General features: G+C 54.0%; 21 protein-coding genes. 6 read left to right on the forward strand and 15 right to left on the reverse strand.

Annotation, left to right across the window (positions count from 1 at the left end; translation table 11 throughout):
- Window positions 1-116: 116 nt before the first annotated feature.
- The 4 genes from QZ268_RS14030 to QZ268_RS14045 all read left to right on the forward strand — a co-directional run bounded on the left by QZ268_RS14030 (window position 117) and on the right by QZ268_RS14045 (window position 4,562).
- A complete protein-coding gene (locus tag QZ268_RS14030; protein WP_295453796.1) occupies window positions 117-1,895 on the forward strand; it encodes a copper resistance system multicopper oxidase in 1,779 nt (592 codons plus the stop codon).
- Window positions 1,892-2,629 carry a copper resistance protein B gene (locus QZ268_RS14035; protein WP_295453799.1) on the forward strand — a complete coding sequence of 246 codons (738 nt, stop codon included), beginning with the start codon at window positions 1,892-1,894 and terminating at the stop codon, window positions 2,627-2,629. Before QZ268_RS14030 ends, QZ268_RS14035 begins: the two co-directional genes overlap by 4 nt.
- A gap of 102 nt (window positions 2,630-2,731) precedes the next feature.
- Window positions 2,732-3,226 carry a cupredoxin family protein gene (locus QZ268_RS14040; RefSeq protein ID WP_295453801.1) on the forward strand — a complete coding sequence of 165 codons (495 nt, stop codon included), beginning with the start codon at window positions 2,732-2,734 and terminating at the stop codon, window positions 3,224-3,226.
- An 85-nt stretch (window positions 3,227-3,311) separates the two neighbouring features.
- Window positions 3,312-4,562: an ABC transporter ATP-binding protein gene (locus tag QZ268_RS14045; protein WP_295453804.1), complete on the forward strand. Its 1,251-nt coding sequence runs from the start codon at window positions 3,312-3,314 to the stop codon at window positions 4,560-4,562.
- On the opposite strand, the gene QZ268_RS14050 is transcribed toward QZ268_RS14045, so the two are convergent.
- From QZ268_RS14050 to QZ268_RS14110, 13 genes are all read right to left on the reverse strand, one after another.
- Window positions 4,469-5,494, reverse strand: a complete 1,026-nt coding sequence (locus tag QZ268_RS14050) for an ATPase, T2SS/T4P/T4SS family (RefSeq protein WP_295453806.1) — start codon at window positions 5,492-5,494, stop codon at window positions 4,469-4,471. The two genes, QZ268_RS14045 and QZ268_RS14050, sit on opposite strands and share 94 nt — an antisense overlap.
- Window positions 5,491-6,867: a TrbI/VirB10 family protein gene (locus tag QZ268_RS14055; RefSeq protein WP_295453809.1), complete on the reverse strand. Its 1,377-nt coding sequence runs from the start codon at window positions 6,865-6,867 to the stop codon at window positions 5,491-5,493. The genes QZ268_RS14050 and QZ268_RS14055 overlap by 4 nt, the downstream gene beginning before the upstream one ends.
- A 3-nt stretch (window positions 6,868-6,870) precedes the next feature.
- Window positions 6,871-7,629 carry a TrbG/VirB9 family P-type conjugative transfer protein gene (locus QZ268_RS14060; RefSeq protein ID WP_295453812.1) on the reverse strand — a complete coding sequence of 253 codons (759 nt, stop codon included), beginning with the start codon at window positions 7,627-7,629 and terminating at the stop codon, window positions 6,871-6,873.
- A 1-nt stretch (window position 7,630) separates the two neighbouring features.
- Window positions 7,631-8,287: a type IV secretion system protein gene (locus QZ268_RS14065; RefSeq protein WP_295453814.1), complete on the reverse strand. Its 657-nt coding sequence runs from the start codon at window positions 8,285-8,287 to the stop codon at window positions 7,631-7,633.
- Window positions 8,288-8,349: 62 nt separating this feature from the next.
- The gene (locus tag QZ268_RS14070) at window positions 8,350-9,378 is read right to left on the reverse strand and encodes a type IV secretion system protein (protein WP_295453817.1); all 1,029 of its coding nucleotides are present in this window, start codon (window positions 9,376-9,378) and stop codon (window positions 8,350-8,352) included.
- A complete protein-coding gene (locus tag QZ268_RS14075) occupies window positions 9,378-9,854 on the reverse strand; it encodes a hypothetical protein (protein ID WP_295453819.1) in 477 nt (158 codons plus the stop codon). Before QZ268_RS14075 ends, QZ268_RS14070 begins: the two co-directional genes overlap by 1 nt.
- Window positions 9,851-10,606 carry a type IV secretion system protein gene (locus QZ268_RS14080; protein WP_295453857.1) on the reverse strand — a complete coding sequence of 252 codons (756 nt, stop codon included), beginning with the start codon at window positions 10,604-10,606 and terminating at the stop codon, window positions 9,851-9,853. Before QZ268_RS14080 ends, QZ268_RS14075 begins: the two co-directional genes overlap by 4 nt.
- A 110-nt stretch (window positions 10,607-10,716) precedes the next feature.
- On the reverse strand, window positions 10,717-11,790 hold the full coding sequence (locus QZ268_RS14085; RefSeq protein ID WP_295453822.1) for a lytic transglycosylase domain-containing protein: 1,074 nt from the start codon (window positions 11,788-11,790) through the stop codon (window positions 10,717-10,719).
- Window positions 11,791-12,022: 232 nt separating this feature from the next.
- Window positions 12,023-14,302 (reverse strand): type IV secretion system protein B4, encoded by a 2,280-nt coding sequence (locus QZ268_RS14090; RefSeq protein ID WP_295453825.1) that lies wholly within the window; start codon window positions 14,300-14,302, stop codon window positions 12,023-12,025.
- 85 nt (window positions 14,303-14,387) lie between these two features.
- Window positions 14,388-14,741: a VirB3 family type IV secretion system protein gene (locus QZ268_RS14095; RefSeq protein WP_295453828.1), complete on the reverse strand. Its 354-nt coding sequence runs from the start codon at window positions 14,739-14,741 to the stop codon at window positions 14,388-14,390.
- A gap of 74 nt (window positions 14,742-14,815) precedes the next feature.
- Complete coding sequence (locus QZ268_RS14100) at window positions 14,816-15,097, reverse strand: TrbC/VirB2 family protein (RefSeq protein ID WP_295453830.1); 282 nt, start codon at window positions 15,095-15,097, stop codon at window positions 14,816-14,818.
- 23 nt (window positions 15,098-15,120) lie between these two features.
- The gene (locus tag QZ268_RS14105) at window positions 15,121-15,759 is read right to left on the reverse strand and encodes a lytic transglycosylase domain-containing protein (protein WP_365322389.1); all 639 of its coding nucleotides are present in this window, start codon (window positions 15,757-15,759) and stop codon (window positions 15,121-15,123) included.
- Complete coding sequence (locus tag QZ268_RS14110) at window positions 15,731-16,195, reverse strand: hypothetical protein (RefSeq protein ID WP_295453833.1); 465 nt, start codon at window positions 16,193-16,195, stop codon at window positions 15,731-15,733. The genes QZ268_RS14105 and QZ268_RS14110 overlap by 29 nt, the downstream gene beginning before the upstream one ends.
- A gap of 148 nt (window positions 16,196-16,343) precedes the next feature.
- Between QZ268_RS14110 and QZ268_RS14115 the strand changes: the two genes are divergently transcribed.
- Window positions 16,344-17,093 carry a hypothetical protein gene (locus tag QZ268_RS14115; protein ID WP_295453834.1) on the forward strand — a complete coding sequence of 250 codons (750 nt, stop codon included), beginning with the start codon at window positions 16,344-16,346 and terminating at the stop codon, window positions 17,091-17,093.
- 24 nt (window positions 17,094-17,117) lie between these two features.
- Here QZ268_RS14115 and QZ268_RS14120 read toward each other — a convergent pair whose 3' ends face one another.
- Entirely contained in the window at window positions 17,118-18,125 is a 1,008-nt protein-coding gene (locus QZ268_RS14120; RefSeq protein ID WP_295453836.1) for a nucleotidyl transferase AbiEii/AbiGii toxin family protein, read from the reverse strand.
- Window positions 18,126-18,127: 2 nt separating this feature from the next.
- Window positions 18,128-18,724, reverse strand: a complete 597-nt coding sequence (locus QZ268_RS14125) for a DUF6088 family protein (protein WP_295453839.1) — start codon at window positions 18,722-18,724, stop codon at window positions 18,128-18,130.
- A gap of 1,316 nt (window positions 18,725-20,040) precedes the next feature.
- Between QZ268_RS14125 and QZ268_RS14130 the strand changes: the two genes are divergently transcribed.
- Window positions 20,041-20,259, forward strand: a complete 219-nt coding sequence (locus QZ268_RS14130) for a hypothetical protein (RefSeq protein ID WP_295453841.1) — start codon at window positions 20,041-20,043, stop codon at window positions 20,257-20,259.
- The last annotated feature ends 50 nt before the right edge of the window (window positions 20,260-20,309 follow it).

Below are 20,309 nucleotides of genomic sequence, written 5' to 3' on the forward strand. Positions count from 1 at the left end.
GACGGTGCAGTGTCCGGGCCTAATCGCCCAATTTTCAGGCACTTAAAGACTCTCGTCGAGTTACATGAGTCCTTAAGCAAAACAAATTCACCTTTGAAACTACAAAAGGAGCCACGATGCCACCCATCGTATCCCTGCGCTCGGCTATTCTCGGCGCGACCCTTGCTTTGTCCACGGCCGTTACGGCCCAGGCCGAAGTCTACGACATCAGCGTGGACAAGATCCAGATCAATGCTGGAGGCTTTCGAAAATCGGGTGTTGGCTATAATAGCAGTCAAACACCGAGCATCCTTCGCTTCAAGGAAGGCGAGGAGGTCACACTGAATGTGACGAACAACCTGCGTCAAGACACTTCCATTCATTGGCACGGACTGATCTTGCCGTTTGACCAGGATGGAGTGCCGGACATCAGTTTTGATGGCATCAAGCCGGGAGAAACGTTCACCTACAAATTCCCAATTGTGCAAGCTGGAACTTATTGGTTTCATAGTCATTCCGGCTTCCAAGAGCCTGATGGAGCATATGGAGCCATCGTCATTGAACCAAAGCGCCGTGAAACGGCGCGTGCAGATCGCGATTATGTGGTGCAGTTGACAGATACCCATCCTCACCGCGGCAAGCGAATTATGCGCAACCTTAAGATGTCGGCCGACTACTATAACCGTTCCCAACGCACGCTGCAGGATTTAATTGAAGATTCTGGCAGCATGGGTCTGAAGGCCGCTCTGGAAGACCGCAAGATGTGGGGTCGTATGCGGATGATGCCTACCGATATCGAAGACGTTCAAGGTTTTACACCAATGATCAACGGCCAGAGCACCGCACAGAACTGGACTGGTCTGTTTGTGGCAGGAGAGAAGGTCCGGCTGCGGTTAATCAACTCGTCGGCAATGGCCTATTTCGATGTACGGATACCAGGATTGAAGATGACTGTCATACAGGCTGACGGCAATGATGTGAAGCCGGTCACCGTGGACGAGCTGCGCATTGCAGTTGCAGAGACCTATGATGTAATCGTGCAGCCGAAAGAAAATCGCGCCTATAGCATTGTTGCGGAATCCATGGGTCGCACTGCCATGGTGCGCGGTACACTGGCACCGCGTGAAGGCTTGGCAGGCCCTATTCCTGAGATGCGTACTAAACCTCGCCTGACGATGGCTGACATGGCAGGTATGATGGGTGACATGGGCATGGAAGGTCATGTCATGCGAAACGAAACCGAGATGCCAGACAGCGTGATCATGATGCCGGGCATGGATCACAGTCAGCACCAAATGGCCCCCCCTGTTGAAGCAGAACCGATGGCTGGAATGGACCACAGCCAGCACGATATGGATGGTGCCAGTTCCACCAATGGTAACTCGATGGCCGGAATGAATCATGGTGGCCATCAAATGGCAATGGCCGGTGATGCGCAGGAAGGTTTCTACGCCGCAGGCAGCGGTCTTATTCCCAGCGCGGCAAATGGTGGAAAATTTCTTTCCTATGACGACCTTCGCGCTCGAAAACCGCTATATAGAGAACGACCTGCGACGCGGGAGATCGAGTTACGCCTGACTGGTAACATGGAGCGCTACATTTGGTCGATCAATGGTAGGAAACTGTCTGAAGCAGAGCCGCTGAGACTGAAATACGGTGAGCGGGTCAGGTTTAAATTTGTCAATGAGACCATGATGTCCCACCCAATGCACTTGCACGGTATGTGGTCGATCTTGGACACCGGAAAAGGTCGTCTGGATCCGATCAAGCACACAGTCAGCATTGCACCGGGCACCACTGTCTACACGGAGACTGAAGTGGATGTGACTGGCCAGTGGGCCTTCCACTGCCACCTTTCCTATCACGCCGATGCGGGCATGTTCCGCAAAGTGATCATTGAAGGCGGCCCAGCATGATCAAACTATCCAAAAGAGATGTTGGCATGAATATTGCACGAAAAACGGTAACCGTAGCAGTCGGTGTGTTGACGGTCTGGTCCGTCCCCGCAGCCGCAGAACAACTGATTTATGGCTTCCAGGCTGAACAGTTGGAATACAGAGAGAGCGACGGCATAGGCTCCATTGTTTGGGATTTCGATGCCCAGATCGGAACAGATGAACTCAAACTGGTTTGGCGCAGCGAGGGAGAAAGAGTTCAAGATTCGGGTGAACTCGAGGCTCTAGAGAACCAACTTCGACTACAATTCCCAGTCTCCACTTTTTTCGATGCGGTAGTTGGCGTACAGGCCAGCACGCCAGACAGCCTGCCAAACCGGTACAATGCCGTACTGGGGGTTAAGGGGTTGGCGCCGCAATGGTTCGAAATCGATGCTGATTTATACCTGTCAGAGCACTCATCCTTCCGCTTTGAAGGCGAATATGAGGCGATGCTGACCAACCGTCTAGTCCTTACCCCGAATCTGGAGTTGACAGTCCCACTGCAGGATGATCCAGCTTACGGTCTGGCTGCTGGCGGTGTCACGATCGAAGCCGGACTCCGGTTGAGCTACGATCTGATCGATAGGGCTGTCTCACCATACATAGGATTCAACTACGAAGAGGCCTTTGGCGGTACTGCAGATCTACTGCGCGCCAGCGGTGAAGACAATGGTGTATTCTCAGTCGTCTTCGGAACCCGCCTTATGTTTTGAAACACCAGGCCATATTCAATCAGGCCTATCTTGGTCAGGTCACTGACCAAGATAGGCCAGCAAAAAGGCTCGGACTTTCCTAATTTAAACATGGCAACAACAATGAAAAAAATGTTCCTCACCACCGCACTGATAGCCGCCTCCGGAGCGGCTGTGATAGCAGAAACGTCAGCCGCCAATTCCGACCATAGCGGCAATGAAAGTCACGGAGAGCAAATGGCAGTTGGTATGCCAGGCATTCACAGTCAAACAGTACGTACTGTAAAAGTGACAATGACAGAGACCGACGACGGTAAGATGATTTACACTCCGTCAGCCATGGATTTCAAACAGGGGGAAGCCATTCGGTTTTTAGTCAGAAATAGCGGGGAACTGGACCACGAGTTTATCCTGGACACACCAGGTCGGAACGCAATGCACAAAGAAATTATGGCGACACGAATAGAGGTGCACAATACTCCTAATTCCATCAGCCTAGCCCCAGGCAAGAGCGGGGAAATCATCTGGATCTTCAACAATAGCGGTATCTTTGAAGTTGCCTGCTTGATCCCCGGCCATTACGAATCCGGCATGTATGCGAAAGTGTCAGTAAAATAGAGTTGTTTCCACTTCTCTACACTGGATAGAAATATCGCGGAAATTTTAAAGTTCCCGCGATATTTTCAACGCGAGCGAGATTTTTATGATTTCAACCAATGATTTTGAATTCCACTCTCTGGCTCATAGAATGGCGACGTGGTTAGGAGCTGACTACGACAGCGCGGCGCCCGATTGGGTGCATCCGTTAATGCATCTAATCCTAGTTTTGGCACCAACAATTTTTGCAATCACCATCTTAACGGTAGTATTCAGGAAGTTAAGAAGCCTGTTGCAATTTCAGTCGATCAATAAGAGAGATGATTTATATTCGGAGATTTCTGGCCTAGATAGAAACCTGTTTTCACAAATCCTTAGAACTACGCGACGCCAGCAGGCAGGCCTCCTGCTGCTGAGCCTGTCGCTCATGCCTCTTCTGTACCTTTCTCTGGAGATGCCAAAGCAGATTGTGAATAAAGTCCTGGAGATGCCAGACACGGAAGTGGAAGTGTTCGGCAACTCTCTGACGCAGTATCAGCTTCTGGGCATATTCAGCGGCATCTATCTGGTCGCCATTTCCTTGAATGGAGTTGGAAAATATACTCTAAACGTCCACAAAGGAAGATTGGCTGAACGTGCACTTAGAAGGCTTCGGCTGATGATATACCGCGACTGGAGGCGCCATCTCGGCCCCTTACGCAAAAGCGAAGTTGCCCAAGTTCTAGGACAGGAAGTGGAACCGATCGGTGGGTTTGCCGCTGACTTGGTGGCGTTGCCGATCACTCAGGGCGGCACTCTTCTTACAATTCTTCTTTTTATGTTCCTACAGGATCCAATCCTTGGTGCTGCAGCTTTGACCTTTTTGCCGCTGCAGTTGTGCCTGCTGCCATATCTTCAACGTATTGTTAACCAGTTAAATCGAGAGCGCATCCGCGAAATGCGCAACCTTGCCCGCTGTTTAGCCGCGCAGCTGGCCCTAGACCAAGATCAAACCGCCGACATACTTAACACCGCAGGCTCACTTCGTGAGCTTGAGCGGGTCCGTCGGCGCATCCACAAAATTAAGTTTCTAGCCAAAGCGCTGAATAACTTCATGACAGCTCTAACCCCTTTCCTTTTCTACTCCTTAGGTGGATATTTCGTTATAGAGGATCGCATCAGCCTCGGCGCTCTTATCGCGGTACTCGCAGCACACAAGGATTTCTCCAGCCCTCTGAAGGAACTCTTCCGATATTACCAGCAGATTGAGGACACGCGCATCCGCTACCGAGAGGTGCATCGTTTCCTTAGTCCAACTCCATCACCTGGAAAATACAGCTCAGTAACCCCACGCCGTCCATCGTTTCGTCCGAGCTGAACAATGACATCTATCGAGCGGGCGATGTAATCTTTCACTTCAGCACATGTCAGCGGCGTTCCTGCCTGCAGAACCATGATCGCTAACCTGTCGATGGCCAACTTGGCTGTCTCAGCATGGAGCGTGGAAATCGACCCGCCATGCCCCGTATTGATGGCCTCTAGATAGGTGAGTGCCTCGCGCCCGCGCAACTCGCCAACTATGATGCGGTCCGGGCGCATCCGCAAGGACGCGGCCAGTAGAGCCTCGGTGGACCGAGGCGTGTCCTTATCACGCTCAGACAACAGACCAACGGAATTGGGCTGCGGCGGAAACAGCTCAAAAGCATCTTCAATGGTAATCATGCGTTCTCCGCGGTTCACAAAGCCAAGCAGGTGGCGGGCAAAGGTTGTCTTGCCCGTAGATGTGCCACCGCTGATTAGGATGTTGAGCCGCAGTTCAATCAGGCGCTGAAGGGCAGCGTTGAGATCCGCTTCAGCAAGTTTGCGGACCTCCGCCATTTTCTCGCGCCGCCTGGTCTCCAGCGAGACCGCCTCGCCAAACAGGTATTCAGCCTTAAAGCCAGGAATGCCTTGCGTGGAAAACAGGCGGATTGAGAGCGATGCGCCCTGTTCTATAGCAGGTGCTATGGCCACCTGAATGCGAAGCGGTCGGCCACAGTAGTCGATCTTGCCTGATACAAGCGGACGGGACTTGGAGACCTTGGCCTTTGCATCACCAACAATTGCCTGGGCAATATCAATGGCGTTAGCAGGCTCGACCTTGAGGATCCCGGCAGAGACCATATGGGTCGCGCCTGCGCGTTCAATCCAAACCTGACCGTCAGGGTTAATCACAAATTCAGAGATACCAGGATCTGTGAGCCATTTTGCGAAAGGTTCCAGATAGGCATCGACATAGCTTGTCTGGACGGAGGCCTGCGCCTTGGTCACCAGATCACCACATCGCGGTCCACCAGCACGGTGACGCTATTGCCCTGATCAATGTAGATGGTTGGTTTACGCGACAACTGTTCTGCAATCACCGTGCCGGTTGCGTCCTCAAGATCCTCGGCGATGGAGACCAGTGTGTCGGAGGTGGTTTTACTCTCAAAGCGGGATGCGGCAATTGAGGGCGCCGCACCAATCACAGATATTAGCGCCGCGCCACCAAACCGCTCGCCAAACTTGGTATCAACAAAGCCGCTCACGCCGGAGCGCCCAAGCCTGTCGCCACCGACTGCTGAGATCTGCATGGAATGCCCATCTGGTGTTAGAATTCGGCTCCAGGCAATAAGGATGCGTTTTTGACCCGCGTCGATACCAGCGTTGTAGGAGCCAAACAAGCGAGAGCCGCGGGGGATCAGGATGTTGTTGCCTGCAAAAGAGGGGACGGGTTCTGAGACCACGGCGATGACATTGCCGGGCAAGTCGCTGTTGATGGCAACCTGCAGAGCGGCCTGAACAACGGATCCTTGCGCCAGGGTGCGATCTGGATCCATCATTTGTTCTGCTTGCTGAACAATCAGAGCTGGCGCGGACTGCAGAAAGGCCTCGTTGTCGGATAGTTTACGCCCGTCAGAGCCATTTACAGAAGAGTTGTTGCCTGTTGTCGGACCGGATTGGCTACTTGCAAAAATCACCGCTGGAGCTTCAATCTGTGCTTTTACCAGTTCGGCTGCATCCCTTGCAGCCTGTTCTGCTAATTGCGCATTCAGCGCCAGGGCTTCTCCACGAGCCAGTTCACTTTCCAGCGCCTCGCGTTGCATCCGCTCCGCCTCAAGTAGGGTTTGCAAGGAACTTTCTTTCGCGGCGGCGGTGGACTGTAGCGCGGCTAGCTTCATTTCAGCCTGCCTGGCGTTGTCTTCCAGATCAGCAGCCCGATCTTCAAAAGCTTCTGTCAGCTCTGCGACGGCCTGACTAATTGCCTTGTCTCTGTCGGCGCTGTTTTCTGCCAGGGCCCGACGCATGGCGGCCAGCTCAGTGACAACATCACTGTTCTGGGGCGCAACAGTGGCTTGCGGGGCAGGGGCTGTCAGCACTTCTTCGATCCGAATGATGGCCTCTTCAACCTGCTGTTCCGGTTGCGGTGTTTCGAACCTGAGTCGACTATCATGAGCCTGTCCACGTTGGAAATCTTCCACTTTGGAGGTGTTGAGGGGAGCGTTCTGGTCATCTTGCAGACCAGCAGCTAGAAGATAGGCGCCAAAAGCACCCGCGAGAGCAAGACCAGCTCCAATTGCCGGTAGGCCTATGTTGCGTCGAGGCTTTCCCTGGGTTTGGTCTGCCATTGCGGCCAAGCGGGCCTCTAGGTTTGGTTGCGTCACGATCTAATTCCTCACGTAGATGGTGGTGGCATCGCGGGCGATACAGAGAGCGGTGTCATCAATGCGCAGCGTCCAGTAGTCGTTTACCCCGAGCACGCGAACTGTATTGCCCTGTTGGGTCCAATTGACTGTTCGCTCTCGCCCCTGAGCATCTGCTTTGAATATCGCTGGCTGGCGCAGGCCTTCGGGAAACAGGAAATAGGTATAGCGTCCATCGTCGTAGATGGAGGTGGGTTGGAAATCTCCGTCTCCCGCTATCTTGTAGGCATGGTTCTTTGGCGGCTGGAACCCTTTGGGAGAGTTGCGCGCCGCGGTACGACGCGCCTCTTCTGGATAGCGAAAGCGCACCTCATAAAATCGCCCCGTAGGACCTTTGATATGGCCCTCGCGCAATTCAAAAGAATAGGTGCGCCGGTTGGTGATCACCGTCATGTTTGTGACGGCGCGCGAGACGTGCGGCTTGATTGAAATCACATTGCCCAGATCCGTGATGGGGGTGATTTCAAAACTCTCGGTATCACCAGCTATCACGGCCTCAAAGCGTTCTCCCCGGCCAAAGTGAATGGTGGTCGAGAAGCGAAGATCCGTCTCGATGATAAACACCTGCTCTGGATCATAGACGGCGTTGCGAATGCGAATATCGCGGATGCCTGCAGTGGGCGTTCCGGCCGCAAGGGCAGGTGAGGTTAAGTTTGCAAAGAACAAGAGGGCTAGGGTTGTCCTCCAGATCAAATGTCTGGGCTCAAAATAGGGGTTAGCCATGTCAGTTCTCCAGGGTTTCTGCATCGATGCGGTAGGAGGTCACAACAAAGCCAAGGGGATTGCCCCAAACTTCCTGCAGCAGTTGTTTGGTGTCTGGTCGGAACTCATAGGCGATGGTGGCGACATAGCCTCGGGTGACCCGACGATCGTCCCTCGGCTTGCGCAGGGTTTTGGTGAATCGGACCTGCGCTACCCCGGCGTTCAGCTGGTTCACCGACTTGATGACCACGTCAATTTTGGCCTCGGGCCCGTAGACAGAGATGGGATAATCCTCAGCAGCTGAGTTCCACAGGTTTTTGAGCGTTCGCGCTGCGTCCGCATCGGATCGACCCAACACTGCATTGATGCGCTGTTCGCTGTCAGAAAGATCATAGGTCTCGCGTTGATCGACGTAAGCCACCAGGTGCGCCTGTATGACGGCGTCATTCTCATCCAGTGTCATGTCTTGAACGGCGGCAACCCGGTCCAGCTGGCCGCTGGACTTATCGACGACAACCACGTGGGTTTGAGTGGTTTTTAACGGCAGGAGTGACAGGGCGCCGAGGAAACCCGTCAGCCCTATTACAACACCGATGCCCGCAACCATGTAGGCCATGCGCTCTCGGCGGCGCGGGCCGAGGATGAGATCGGTTTCAAAAATGTCTTTTGCAGTGGTCACGTAGAAATCCTTCTGAGGGGTCGTCAAAAGCACCCCTGATTTTCTTAATCGTTTGGCCCGAATTACTTGTTTGGCCTGAGAGATTGCGTTTGAGCGAGCCGAGCCGCTGGACTGGATCTGGGCGGAGGTGAGGAGGTGGCGTTCGAAGCTGGTGCGTTCATCCTGGCTTGGGTCGTTTCGATTGCCTTTGATACGTAAGTCCCAGTTTCACCCATTGCCCTGCGACCGATTTGGCCAGAACGAACTACGCCGCGTTTGGCGAGGCCATTTAAACCAGCGGCATTTGAAGCAATGCCAATTGTTCCGCTTAACCCCATCGCGATGGATGGAACTGCGAGCATGATGCCTGCTGCCAGGAACAAGACGACGATAAATGGGAAGATCAGGTTGAGCGTGTCCACTCCGTCTGGATCAGGCGTGGTGCCGGCGATTTCGCCAGCGATCGCGATGACAATGCCAGCAGCACCCGCTGCGGCAATGGGCATAAATGCATAGCCAATGATCGAGCGGGACCAGGCTTCAAATATCGACATGGTGGGTTTGAACAGGGAGCACAGCATCGCAACGGGTGCGACGACTACCATCAGGGTTAGAATGATCTTTGCATAAGCTATGATGCCCGCTGACACGGCTGCAAAAATGGCTGCGATCACCCAGACAACAACACCGAGAACTGCGCCAAATACCCAGCCGGCGCTGTCGCCGATTGTATCGCCGTATTCAGTGACCTGAGACACCATCGAATCCAGAGCGTCATAGAGGCCGCCGGTGGATGTCACCCCGGTCAGGGAGATGATGGCGGATCCGATGCTGTCCGGGACCTGAGTTATGATGGTGTAGACCACCTGAAAGTTCGGCCAGGACTGGGCAAATATTCCAACGAGGGCGATCTTTATGCCAAAGGCGAAGAAGCTGCTAAAGCTCATGGGCCGAATTTGGGCGACGATGTTAATGCCCAGCAGCACGACCAAAAGGGTAGAACCGGCGCTGATCACGCCTCCCACTGTTCCGGCGATTTGGGAAAATCCCGCTTCAGAAACGCCTTCAACAGCGTTATCGACGACAGAAAGAATATCGGTGATCACGCCCATTATTCAGGACACACCTGAGATCTTTGGGCTGCTAGTAGATCCGCTTCCACCCGGAGTTTAGGTACATCGAACCGAAGGTTTACACCATCTGTGCGCTCAAATTCTGGAGCCGCTGCCAGAACGCCATCCCAAGTGATTTTCTCATAGAAGCATTCGCAAGATCCGGTCTTTTTCCACAGTCGCATCGCCAGAATCTCTAGAATAGCGGCATAACCATTTCGCGTCAGCGCAAGCTGAGCAAGTTCCTTTGGAGGCCGGGGTGGTCTGCAATCAGGCTGTTCGTACTCAACCGCCATTGTCTGGAAGTCTAGTTGAGCCTGCGATGGCCCGGACAGGATGGGGCCATTGGCTATGGCAAGTTCGGAAGATGACGAGGGAATGGGAGTTTCGCCTCGGTCAAGAACGAGCACTGAAACAACCCCAAGACCTACAGTTAAAGCCGCGCCGCCTAGCACAAGAGCTCGCGTACCCATCATTGTTCCACCGCCATGGTCCGGAACCGGCGTTCTTCGGCTAGTGTTGCCGCGTCCACCACGCCAAGTTGCCCGGCACTGACGCCGGCCGCAGCCTCAAGCCGCCAAATCTGCGTCAGGATGATGCCAAGCTCAGCCGTCACCCGGGTGTTTAGGTCTACGGCGGATTTTAACCCGTCCTGATCATCGATATGACCAACCATTGTTTGAATGCGTTCTAAGCTTTGCCCAGCTTCAGCATGGGATTCCTCAGCAGCCACGGACAACATGGCACTGGCGCCAGCCTGTGTTGCCAGGTTGCTATCACTTGGTTTGGCAGAGCTGGAGAGGGAGGCAAGCCGTTCGCTGGTAAACCCGGCGTCCCCAAGAACGCTGCCTATCCGACTGGCGGCAGCTGATCCCTCCCGAAACGCCCCAGTAAAGTTCCCTGCTTTGATCTGATCAAGGGCAGCAATGGGCTGCTCGATGATGCCTTTTAAGCGTTCAAAATCATCGATGGTTGCCAACAGCTGACCCAATCCGTTGCCCTCAACTAAAGAGACCAGTTGATCTTCCAAGTTGGTCAGTTGTGAGATCTGAGTTTCTAACTCCTGTCGCATAGTGGCGACTTGTTCGAGTTGAACATTCAGGTCATTTGCCATGTGCTCCAGCTGGGCTAGCAATTGCCCAAGCTGAGTGCCGTCGATCGTGGGAACACCCTGGGCATGAGCGCCAGAGGCCATCGTGCAAAAGGAAATTGCTCCTGCAAGAAGCATGCGCTTAGTGCGTTCCCTCCTTATGTTGAAACCCATGTTTCTGACTTTGGCTGGCGCTAGAATGGGGTTTTCGGCGGTGAACCTTCTCAGCCCTCTTTGAAACACTGTACTCATTGGGAAACTCCCATTTGTTTGAAATCATGCTCAGCAAGGCGATCGGCGACGAGGTGCTGAGCGAAAGCCCCTTCTCGAACCTGGTTTGCGGCCATAAGCCGGGTGCGCAGTGTTAGGATGCGGGCAATCTCCGCGCGGGCATATGTGTTGAGTTCAATTGCGGCCTTGGCGTTTGGTTGCTCATCAATCTGGTGAATGATGGCGCTCAGGCGGGCTATCACCTGCTGAGTGGTCGCATGGCTGTCGGCACCGTAATAAATGCTGGCATCTGCTGTGTTGCTGTATTCGGCCAGTGTCATGTCACTTGGCGAGAGCGTGCCAAGGGCTGCTACGCCGCCCACAACGGATAGGTATTCATTGTAGTATTTGGTGACATTGCGCACGTAGCCTTGAGTTTCAACAAAAGGCGGTACACCGCCATATTCAAGCACCCGACCAGGCCCAGCATTGTAGGCGGCGAGGGCGTGCGGGATGTTTCCGAAGCGACGCAGTTGGATGGTGATGTATTTCGCGCCACCTCGGAGGTTTTCCATGGGAACAGTACGATCCACGCCCATGTCACTTGCTGTGCCAGGCATAAGCTGGGTGAGACCGTAAGCCCCAACGGGGCTGGATATGGCCACGTTAAAGCGACTTTCCTGCTTTATGAGAGCCTGAAACAGGCACCGAAACTGTGTTGGCGACAGGCCCGCCGCTGCTGCATTGCTCGCATATTCCTGCGCCACTTGTGCAATCATCACTTCCACAGTTTGCCGCGCGTCACCAAGTAAACGTGCATCCATTGGGCTGGTATCGATCGAGGGATAGATCACATTCGCGCCAATTGCTGTGTCTGTTTCCAGCGCGGTGACATTGTACCCTAGACCCGTCATTGCAGCAGTCATCTCTTCCAGTGTGGAGAGTTGTTCCAACTGTACATCAGCGAGCGACTGGCGAGTGGTCAGGCTACTTCGCTGAACTTGCAGATCCTCAACAAGGGCGGTGACCTTGGCTATCTGCTGCTCATTCACGCTATGATCAAACGTTGGAACCCCCTGCGCTGATAGTGAGCAGGGCGGAATGAATGCCATCAGCCCCACTGCAAAAACTACCCTGTTCACGTGCCCGACCCGATTGGTTGGAACTCGCAATCAGGGTCATGTGAGTTTCGAGAGACGGTTGGCGCAAAGTAAAGGGCAGGGGCTTGGCTGTTGCGGCTGACGACGGGCTTGCCACTGCGATCAAAGCACGGAGAGGTCTGGTCTGTGTAATTCTCACACCCAGCCAATGTCGTCAGGGCAGCAATCAGGATCAGTTTGTACATTATGATGTCTTCCAAAAATCATTACGGGTTCGCCAACCAGGTCCGGCGAGGGCTTCGCCTGTGGCACCGCCACCAAGGAATGGCAGCAGAGGCCCGAGGGCGGTTAAGTCAGCATTGATAAATACGCTGTCTCCCGCCGAGCGCAGGAGAGCAGCCCGAGTTCCAATCATTGGCTGGACGAGCAGTTCCGCTTCTTTGTCGTTCAGACGTAGGAAGCGGTAGTCAGATGGCTCAGCCTTTGGGTTTGGGAACAGGATCTGAGTGGAGACGGTTTCCACAATTACCTTGCCCACATGGGACTTCTCCAACTGCGACGGGAGCTGGGTCATCATAATCACCACGCAGTTCATCTTGCGCAGAGTGACCAGCCAGTTTTCCAGTCGGGTGCCGAAGTAGCTGTCGTTAAGCAATTTCCACGCTTCATCCAAAACGATAATGGTGGGCTTGCGATCCTCTATGACCCGCTCGATCTGGCGGAAGATGTAAGACAGAACGGCCATGCGTTCCGTGTCCATGTCGAGGATTTCTGTCATGTCAAAGCCCACGATGTCGCCTTTGACAGAGAGGTCATCGCCCTCAGCGCTGTCTTCAAATACCCAACCAAAGCGGCCACCCGGTGCCCATTCCGCAACGCGAGACAGCAACTCATCCCCATCATCCAGTGAGCGGAACAGTTGTTCAAATCCAGAGAAGCTCTGCAGGCTTTGATGCGCATCGGCGTTCTGGCGAATAGCGAGCTGCAGATGGCGGGCCTGTTCACCGTTCAAAGATCCAGTACGCGACAGCAGGGTTGTCAGCCAGTCTGAGAGCCAGGCCTTGCCCCGGGTATCAGTTTCCGTCTCGAGAGGGTTTAATCCAGTGGCAACACCTGCGCGGATTTGATTGTAAGACCCACCTAGGGCTCGCACCGCCATCTCCAGGCCCTGATCCTTGTCAAAGAAGAACAACCTGGCTCCAACCCTCTGAGCCTGTGCTGCGAGAAAGGCAGTGGTGAAGGTTTTTCCGACGCCCATGGTGCCCAGGACAATGGCGTGGCCGGCGGTTGGTTCACTTGCTGCATCACCAGGCTCGTGGAAATTGAACCGATAGCCAGAAGATCCCACCGTTGGAAACACAGTGATATTCTCAGCCCATGGGCTTTTGTTTGCTGGGCGTCCCTCAATCGTGCCGTGCAGAGCTGCGAAGTCAGCAAAGTTGACCGAGGAGATTGGCGTCTTTCGAGGCCGGTAAGAGAAATTGCCAGGGTGCTGCGCAAAATAGGTAGCTTTGAGCGCCATGTTTTCTCGGATCAGTACGGTCGAGGTTTCCTGGCCAATCCGTTTGACCTGCGCCACGCCCTGTTCAAGCAAATCACGGGTTTTGGCATAGATCGCCACGGACAGGTGATGATCCCCAAAGGCGATACGCCCGGATTCCATATCGTCTGCCGCATCCGTCAGCTGATCGCGCAACGAGACGGCAGCATCATCAGCCGCTCGCATCTGACGAACGGTCCGCTGGATGTTCTCCAGCATGATATTGTTTGGAATGGGGGTGAAGCTGTTGGTCAGCACCACATCGATGGGCAAGTCCAGTGCATCCAGCATGGTCACATCGGTTATCGAGGGGTAGGTTTTGATCGCAAAGACAGCCCCGTATCGCAGAGCGCCGGTCACCTCATCGCGGATGGTTACTCGGTCTCCTTCAAAGGTGGCGCGGCAATTGCTGGCCTGTGTGGCGAGACTGGTGAAGGCTGCACCTTCTGCGATTGGTGCAAAGCTTCCAGAGTTGAGCGCGCCGAGGTAGCCAAGCCATTCGCCATCTTGCCTCGTTAGGCGCACTGGTTTTGCGGCTGTTAGAGCTTCTTGGAAGAAGTTCATCACTTCATTGAGCTGCTGAACCCGAGCTAGGCTCTCCTTGAGATAATTGCGAGTGGCAAACCGGCGTAGAAATGGCACACGCGCGCCCAGGTTGGGTCGGCGGATGACGCTGAGATAAAGGCGTAGCTTTTTCGGACCTAGATCTCGGATGTGGTCTTGCCAGAGTTGGTCGATCTGTGCGGCAAAACTGCCCCCTTGCACAGGATGCAGCTCAAACTCCTGCGGCACAGAAATCCTGTGCACGTAAAACCCAAATGAATTGCCCGTCAAAGAGACGATAGCTGAGACGGCCCGCTTGAGCGCATCAAGATCACTGTCCCCTGTAGTCATCGGGTTTACGCCGTCAAAGCGCAGGGTGGCCATGAGGTCGCCCTGCTTCAGCATCATGATTTGATCATCCACATAAGTGAGATAAGGCATGTGCTCAGAAAGGTAACTTTCCTTGGAGAACTCACCTGCTCCCAAAGACAGAAGGGCCGGGCTCGCGCCCTTGAGGTTGGATCCATCAAGAGCCAAAGGAGTCACCTCCCCAGATCTGCGCATTTCTCGTGCCCCGAACCTTGCCGTATGACACGCGCAAAACCTCAAAGAACTTAGGCTCCTTGTCGGCGGTGAACCACATGACCACATAGGCAGGCGCACCGAGCAGCAAGATGGCCAGGGACTTGGTCCAGATGAACGGCAGTATGATCCCCATACAAAGGACCGCTAGGTATCCAACGGGAAGGCCAAGATACTTGGGTGGCCTGGTGAGGCCAAGAAACAAAGGGGAGCGTTGTGCCACGGGGTGCCTGTCGCAGTTGATTGGAAGAGGATTCCTACCGTCTGGCCTGAGGTGTGATTGGGTTACAGATCGCATCCAGGTCAGTCGGTAGAAATGGCATGGAGATTTAGGGGCGCTGGTATTGCTGATTCAGGAACAGCAGACGGGCGTTACGCGAACCCAGCAACAATGGTGCCGGCCGAGAAGATCAACACAATGCCGATGATCACGGAGGCAAACCAACCCCAGTTCAAGCGGCCCATCATGCACATAAAGCCTGTTCCGATAACGGCGAGTGTTGCGACGGCAATCCCGATGGGTCCTGTGAGAGCCGCTTCAACGGATTCCAGCATGTTTTGAATTGGAGACAGGTCCTGAGCCTGGGCAGGTGAAGACATGACTATTGCGAAAGCCACCAATACGGCGGCCTTCTGGGCAGAATTGAAACTCATAGGTTTTGTAGTCCTCTTAAATCTTAGTCCAACACGACAGAAGTCTGTGTTTTGGGGTTGGATGATGTCTCTGCCGATGCGGCGAGAACACGCCGCAGGACCAACCCATCTGAGAGCTGGTTGATGCGGGAGATGTAATTGCGAGTTTCTTTGAAAGGTGGGACGCCACCATATTGGTCAACCCGGTGCGGGCCTGCGTTATAGGCTGCTAGCGCCAGCTCGATGGAGCCAAAGTTGGACAGCTGCGCCAGGAAATAGCGCGCGGCGCCATCCAGGTTCTGGTGCATATTGTGAGGGTTTACGCCAAGTTGCTTGGCAGTACCCGGCATGAGTTGACCAAGTCCTACGGCCCCTTTTGGGCTGAGCGCCTTGGGGTTAAAGGCGCTTTCAGCTTGAATGAGGGCCCGAAACAGATGGTGCCATTCACTAGAGCTAAGACCAACAGCTGCCAAGGCACGATTGCTCTGGTGTCTTGCAGCTGTTCTGCGAACGGCAGCCAAGATCTCCGCACGTGCCTGAGAAACTGGGGCAGGGGATAGAGCGATCTGAGTATTCTCAGGCGGAATTGTTCTAGAAAAACCAATCAGCTCAATATGTGCAGGTGGGTCCCCGTGAAACGTCCAGCCAGAGGCGCTAGCGCTTCCGTCCTTGTGGAACATCATTACGTCCGCGAAGCTCGCCTGTGGTAATGATGAGGTCGCTATCAAAAGTGAGATCAGTGCCGTCGCCAAATTCGAAGTGATGTTTGAACAAGCCAGGCCAGAGATTGAACAATCTCGGCTCGACACCGTTCTCCGATACGCGGTCAGAGATGAGGATGCTTTCCTTGCCTGCAGCAAGGTAAATGCACTGATAGCGTGGTTTGCCATTGGTCAGCTCGATCAAGTCATACCGACATTGAAACGCCACACCTTCAGCCACCAGGGCGCGTACGCCTCTGATTGTGATCAATTGGTATTTTCGTTTTATCGGCATGTGTCGTCCCTCGCTTGAGACGACTTCTAATACGTGCGGACCCTCTGCGGAAAGGCATTCACTGTCAATAGTAAAAATCACACACAAATCCAAAACAAAACAATATACGATATTGCCTGACATTGAATATCTTGACACTGTGCGCCCAGGTGATGCCGTGTCCAAGATTACGCCAGGTCACGCTTCATCTTATGCATCTATGCGGGAGTCAAGTGCGCATGCCGCACCTATCGGTAGAAAAATGAGTTCTGAATTTGAAAGGGTATCTGGGATGAAAATGTCGTTTGGCGCGGTGTTTCGGCGCGCTCTTTTGGGAGGTGTGGCTGCTCTATTGAACCCGACGGCCTCCTTCGCCTATCCGGTGGATTGTGCCATCCTTCTTTGCCTTGCAGGCGGCTGGCCCGCGTCTGCAGAATGCAGCCATGCCCGTGCGGTGTTCATCCGCCGCATCACGCCCTGGCCGATTGAGCCGCCGCTGCAAATATGGCGCTGTCCGATGGGGGTTGCCCTAAATGAAGATTCAGCGGTGCCATTGCTCGCTCGGATTCAAAATGTGGAATTGATGAACGGGGCGGCAACACGCCAAACCACCAATGCTGTTGTCCAGATCGGGGAAGGCGATGTGGGGAAAGCGATTGCTGCAAAGATTATTTCGGCTCGGGCGACTGGAACGGCCGACATCGACATTTCTGATCCGGCGTTTGATTTTGTGCGGTCGTTGCGTGTTTATCATATGGAGTTCCTGCAAACAAAAGAACGTGACTACTGTTCTCAAACAGACGGTTCCAGACTAGGTCTTTATGGTCCGCAGGGAGGCTTTGCATGGAGGCGCCACAACCTTCGGTCCGGGAATAGTGCTGGGTCTCTGCCGATCCGATCATTGCCTTGGAATGCTCCGCCGCAGTCCGCAGTCCACCGCGTTCGGCGAGGTGGGGACTGCCCCAATATCAACTTCCGCGCGGTTGGCGTCTATTGGGAGAACTTTGAGGGTGTCCCAGGGTATGAGGAAGTGCGGTATTAGTGCGTCTGTTCCTAAACCGATGGGTCAGCTATTGATTTCAGCCTCGAAAGCTTCAATCGCACCGAGGATGTCGTCGAAGCCCGGCGCGTCCCCTATGATCATCTCCCGCATACCAGAATAGTCCCGACGCAAGGCGACAGCGAGTTCCGCATTCGGCATCAATCTTAGGGAGCCTGGTTTGGCATCTTCGTAGTTGGCCCAAGCTGCTTTGAAGAAAACCGATTTATGATGAGCGACTTGTTCCAACAAATCAAGGCTGCCGACAGCGCGCCCCTTGGCCTCGTGGCCGATGAGCTGGGCCATGTCATAGTAGTGGCGCGACATCCGATCCGCGAGGGGTTTGGTGGGATCCTGATGATAGAGCATGTGCAGGATCGTGGCCTTTTCCCAGAAGGTCCGCTCGACACCCAGCACTTTAACATCTACCCCGCCAGATCCCAGCAAATCAGGAAAGGCTTGATGAACATATGGCGATATCTCGCGAACCTCGGCCGGCAGATGGACGCCCCGTGCTCCAAATTCGAAACGAACAATGGGTTTGACGTAACCGCCGACACTGTCCGACAAGGATGGATAGGCGAAGAGCAAGGTTTGTGCGTCGCCTGGGTCAACTGTCAGGGAAAAACCCTGATCGAGATCGGCATCAAACGCGGCCTTAGTCTCAGCCATGAGCGGACCGGAGACCTCCGCTTCTGCGACCTCCTGGAGCTCCTGCAGCAAGGATTTGCGCTTTCCGCCGGACAGTTCGGGGTTTTCAGGATCGCGGTCGTCTTCGAAACCAAGCTGTGCCCGATCTAGGGATAGATCCACATCCTCAGAGAAGCGATGGATCACGTCATAGGCCTTGGAAAGGGACGTCCCTCCTTTGAAGATCATGTGATCGCCAAAGGAGGGCAGGGCGAAAAGCTGCTTCAGGGACCAGCAGACCCAGAAGTCTTTCTCAATGATGGCCTTGGACATCCCGAGCTGCGCCGCGGCCTCCTGGAAGGCTTCGTCTCGTTGTTCAGGGGTGTCCTTGGCAAACTGATCCATGCTCAGGCAAGCGCAACGATCTGCTGCACGACAGGATGCATCCAGGCTGGCACATGCTTGCTTTGCTTGGAAAGCAGAGCCCTGTCATTGCCGTCCAGCGAACGCGCCAACTTGCCAATCACCAGATCATCGACCCGGTCCTTGCCAACATAACGCAGCGCCTGAAACACGGCACCGGTCTTTTGGCCAGCACCGACAAGCGTCTTGGAGGACGCATTGCGAAACTGGATTACCTGCCGACCGACTGTTTTGGTCCGTGTTGGCCCATCGGTCATGTAGGTCGGTTTGGACGGGACCTGAGTTGAAAGCCCCAACTGGTTGGCGGCCATGGCAGGGGAGGGCTGCAGGACCTGGTTGTCCTTGCGAGCCACAGCCTGCGCGACATCGTCTGCGGACGGCGACAGATAGCCAAAGCGCGGGCTTTTCTTGGGATAGTCGTATAGCCCACGTGTCAGGCGCCGGATCACACCTTGATCGGCCAGACGCGACAACGCCTGGTCCACGCTGGCGCGGGATCCGATGTCCAGAAAATCCGGCGGCGCAAAGATTGCGCCGCGGCCTTTTTCGATGATGCATTGTTTGATCTTCGATGTGATCATAATCTATCTCCTTGTCAGAAAATAAGGTGTGTTTTTCTGAAAGTCAATGTTAGAGAATGCACCTCGAAGAGCCGGGGGAGGCTGTTCACTGCTACTGCGCACCAACTGACATCAAAACTCGAAAACAATCATTCGCTACGTTTTTTCAGAAGACTTGCAACCAGGATTGTTTGAGGTCGCAAGACGAAGGAGTACATTGCAATTGGCTCGGCGTTGAACGAATCTGCCCCTTATAGATGAATGGAAAGAGAGTAAATTTGATCGCCAGCCGAACAATAAGAAAACTCCTAAATTTCTAAGGCAACGAATGGTAAAATCGATGTCGCCAGCATTCTTTTAAATTTGCGCAAACGCTCGTGAAATAAGAGAAAAATAATTCTGAAAGAAAGAACTCAATGCATAGCTGCGCCCCACCTAAAGACGTTCTGGAAGAGAAGTTTGAGGAGCATGCGACCGTCAATGGCGGGCTAGGGCACACACTTCTTGAACAAGTACCGCCTCATCACTGCCACAGAGCTTTAGGGATGTCATTCGCAGACATCGCGGAAACGCATTTGTAGTGGATGTTCCGGCCATTGAAGCATCGCGAGAGCAAGGCACATTTGTCTTGAGCTGCCACGTATCAGAGGGCGCTGACCTTACTGGTCCCGAGCTAGTTCGGTTCGATGAGCTGAGTTTTCCGCGGTCCAAGCTGCCCTATTTTAGAGACCAATTGGTGGGGCCACGTCTTTGGGACATTGAGCAGCTGCGCCGACCTTGGTTTCTCGCGCTGAATGACTGGGAACGGTACTCGCCTTTGAACGGATTGGACCGGGACGCGAGCGTTCTAGTTGCGGCGGCTTTCTCAATCGTCGCTCATGCAAACGGCCGCGAAGAAAACTACCTAAAGACCCGCCAAAACCTTGTGGCAATGCTAAATAGCCAACTTAATGAGGGCCCTAGCGGACGTGGCGGCGTCATTTCACAATACGCTGATCTCCTAGAGCATCTTCTAAGAAACACGGCGATGCATTCTTTGCTAGACACAGCAGTTGGCCAGCATTTACGTCGCGCGACTGCCGAGCAAAAAGACGAGTCTTCTCCTGAATGGCGGTTGCTGCGAAAACTATTGCCTGAGGCTCTGGATCCCTTGTTGAGAGATGAATTACTTTACTTGGACGCTCTGCCGTCATGGGCGCTCGTAGAATGCGATACTATGAACTGAGTGGCCGCCGGTTTTCGGGCTTTCGACGCGTGAATACAGATCGATCCTTTACGTCGGTTTGTTTTCCTGCTCTCTTCCAAAACCCTCACAACGTGTTCGATTTGGAGTTGGCATGCGAAAAATACTGGATCAGTCGTTCCCCTTCGTCGCAGAAAAAAGTGAATCGACCTATAGACTCGTCGAAGTCGATGGGAAGTGCCTCATCGAAAAAGTCACAGTAAGTATTTCGGTTGAGGCGGAAGGGTTGTGTCTCGAATCTGGTGGAAATTCTCTGGCGGCGTTCTCCGAGCATGTGGATTTGGGCCTGATCAGGCCGCGAGGTCAAGTCTGATCGGGGCGATGGGCTGAGCCAAGGTTTCCCAGCCATCGACCTTTCGCATC

The organism is uncultured Pseudophaeobacter sp., from assembly GCA_905479575.1.
GTDB lineage: Bacteria > Pseudomonadota > Alphaproteobacteria > Rhodobacterales > Rhodobacteraceae > Pseudophaeobacter.

Excerpts from the sequence above, each read along its gene's own strand:
- QZ268_RS14030 (WP_295453796.1), top strand. The coding sequence starts at position 117 with ATGCCACCCATCGTATCCCTGCGCTCGGCTATTCTCGGCGCGACCCTT.
- QZ268_RS14035 (WP_295453799.1), top strand. The coding sequence starts at position 1,892 with ATGATCAAACTATCCAAAAGAGATGTTGGCATGAATATTGCACGAAAA.
- QZ268_RS14040 (WP_295453801.1), top strand. The coding sequence starts at position 2,732 with ATGAAAAAAATGTTCCTCACCACCGCACTGATAGCCGCCTCCGGAGCG.
- QZ268_RS14045 (WP_295453804.1), top strand. The coding sequence starts at position 3,312 with ATGATTTCAACCAATGATTTTGAATTCCACTCTCTGGCTCATAGAATG.
- QZ268_RS14060 (WP_295453812.1), bottom strand. The coding sequence starts at position 7,629 with ATGGCTAACCCCTATTTTGAGCCCAGACATTTGATCTGGAGGACAACC.
- QZ268_RS14070 (WP_295453817.1), bottom strand. The coding sequence starts at position 9,378 with ATGGGCGTGATCACCGATATTCTTTCTGTCGTCGATAACGCTGTTGAA.
- QZ268_RS14075 (WP_295453819.1), bottom strand. The coding sequence starts at position 9,854 with ATGATGGGTACGCGAGCTCTTGTGCTAGGCGGCGCGGCTTTAACTGTA.
- QZ268_RS14080 (WP_295453857.1), bottom strand. The coding sequence starts at position 10,606 with ATGCTTCTTGCAGGAGCAATTTCCTTTTGCACGATGGCCTCTGGCGCT.
- QZ268_RS14085 (WP_295453822.1), bottom strand. The coding sequence starts at position 11,790 with ATGGCATTCATTCCGCCCTGCTCACTATCAGCGCAGGGGGTTCCAACG.
- QZ268_RS14090 (WP_295453825.1), bottom strand. The coding sequence starts at position 14,302 with ATGCCTTATCTCACTTATGTGGATGATCAAATCATGATGCTGAAGCAG.
- QZ268_RS14095 (WP_295453828.1), bottom strand. The coding sequence starts at position 14,741 with ATGCGATCTGTAACCCAATCACACCTCAGGCCAGACGGTAGGAATCCT.
- QZ268_RS14100 (WP_295453830.1), bottom strand. The coding sequence starts at position 15,097 with ATGAGTTTCAATTCTGCCCAGAAGGCCGCCGTATTGGTGGCTTTCGCA.
- QZ268_RS14105 (WP_365322389.1), bottom strand. The coding sequence starts at position 15,759 with ATGATGTTCCACAAGGACGGAAGCGCTAGCGCCTCTGGCTGGACGTTT.
- QZ268_RS14110 (WP_295453833.1), bottom strand. The coding sequence starts at position 16,195 with ATGTCAGGCAATATCGTATATTGTTTTGTTTTGGATTTGTGTGTGATT.
- QZ268_RS14115 (WP_295453834.1), top strand. The coding sequence starts at position 16,344 with ATGAAAATGTCGTTTGGCGCGGTGTTTCGGCGCGCTCTTTTGGGAGGT.
- QZ268_RS14120 (WP_295453836.1), bottom strand. The coding sequence starts at position 18,125 with ATGGATCAGTTTGCCAAGGACACCCCTGAACAACGAGACGAAGCCTTC.
- QZ268_RS14125 (WP_295453839.1), bottom strand. The coding sequence starts at position 18,724 with ATGATCACATCGAAGATCAAACAATGCATCATCGAAAAAGGCCGCGGC.
- QZ268_RS14130 (WP_295453841.1), top strand. The coding sequence starts at position 20,041 with ATGCGAAAAATACTGGATCAGTCGTTCCCCTTCGTCGCAGAAAAAAGT.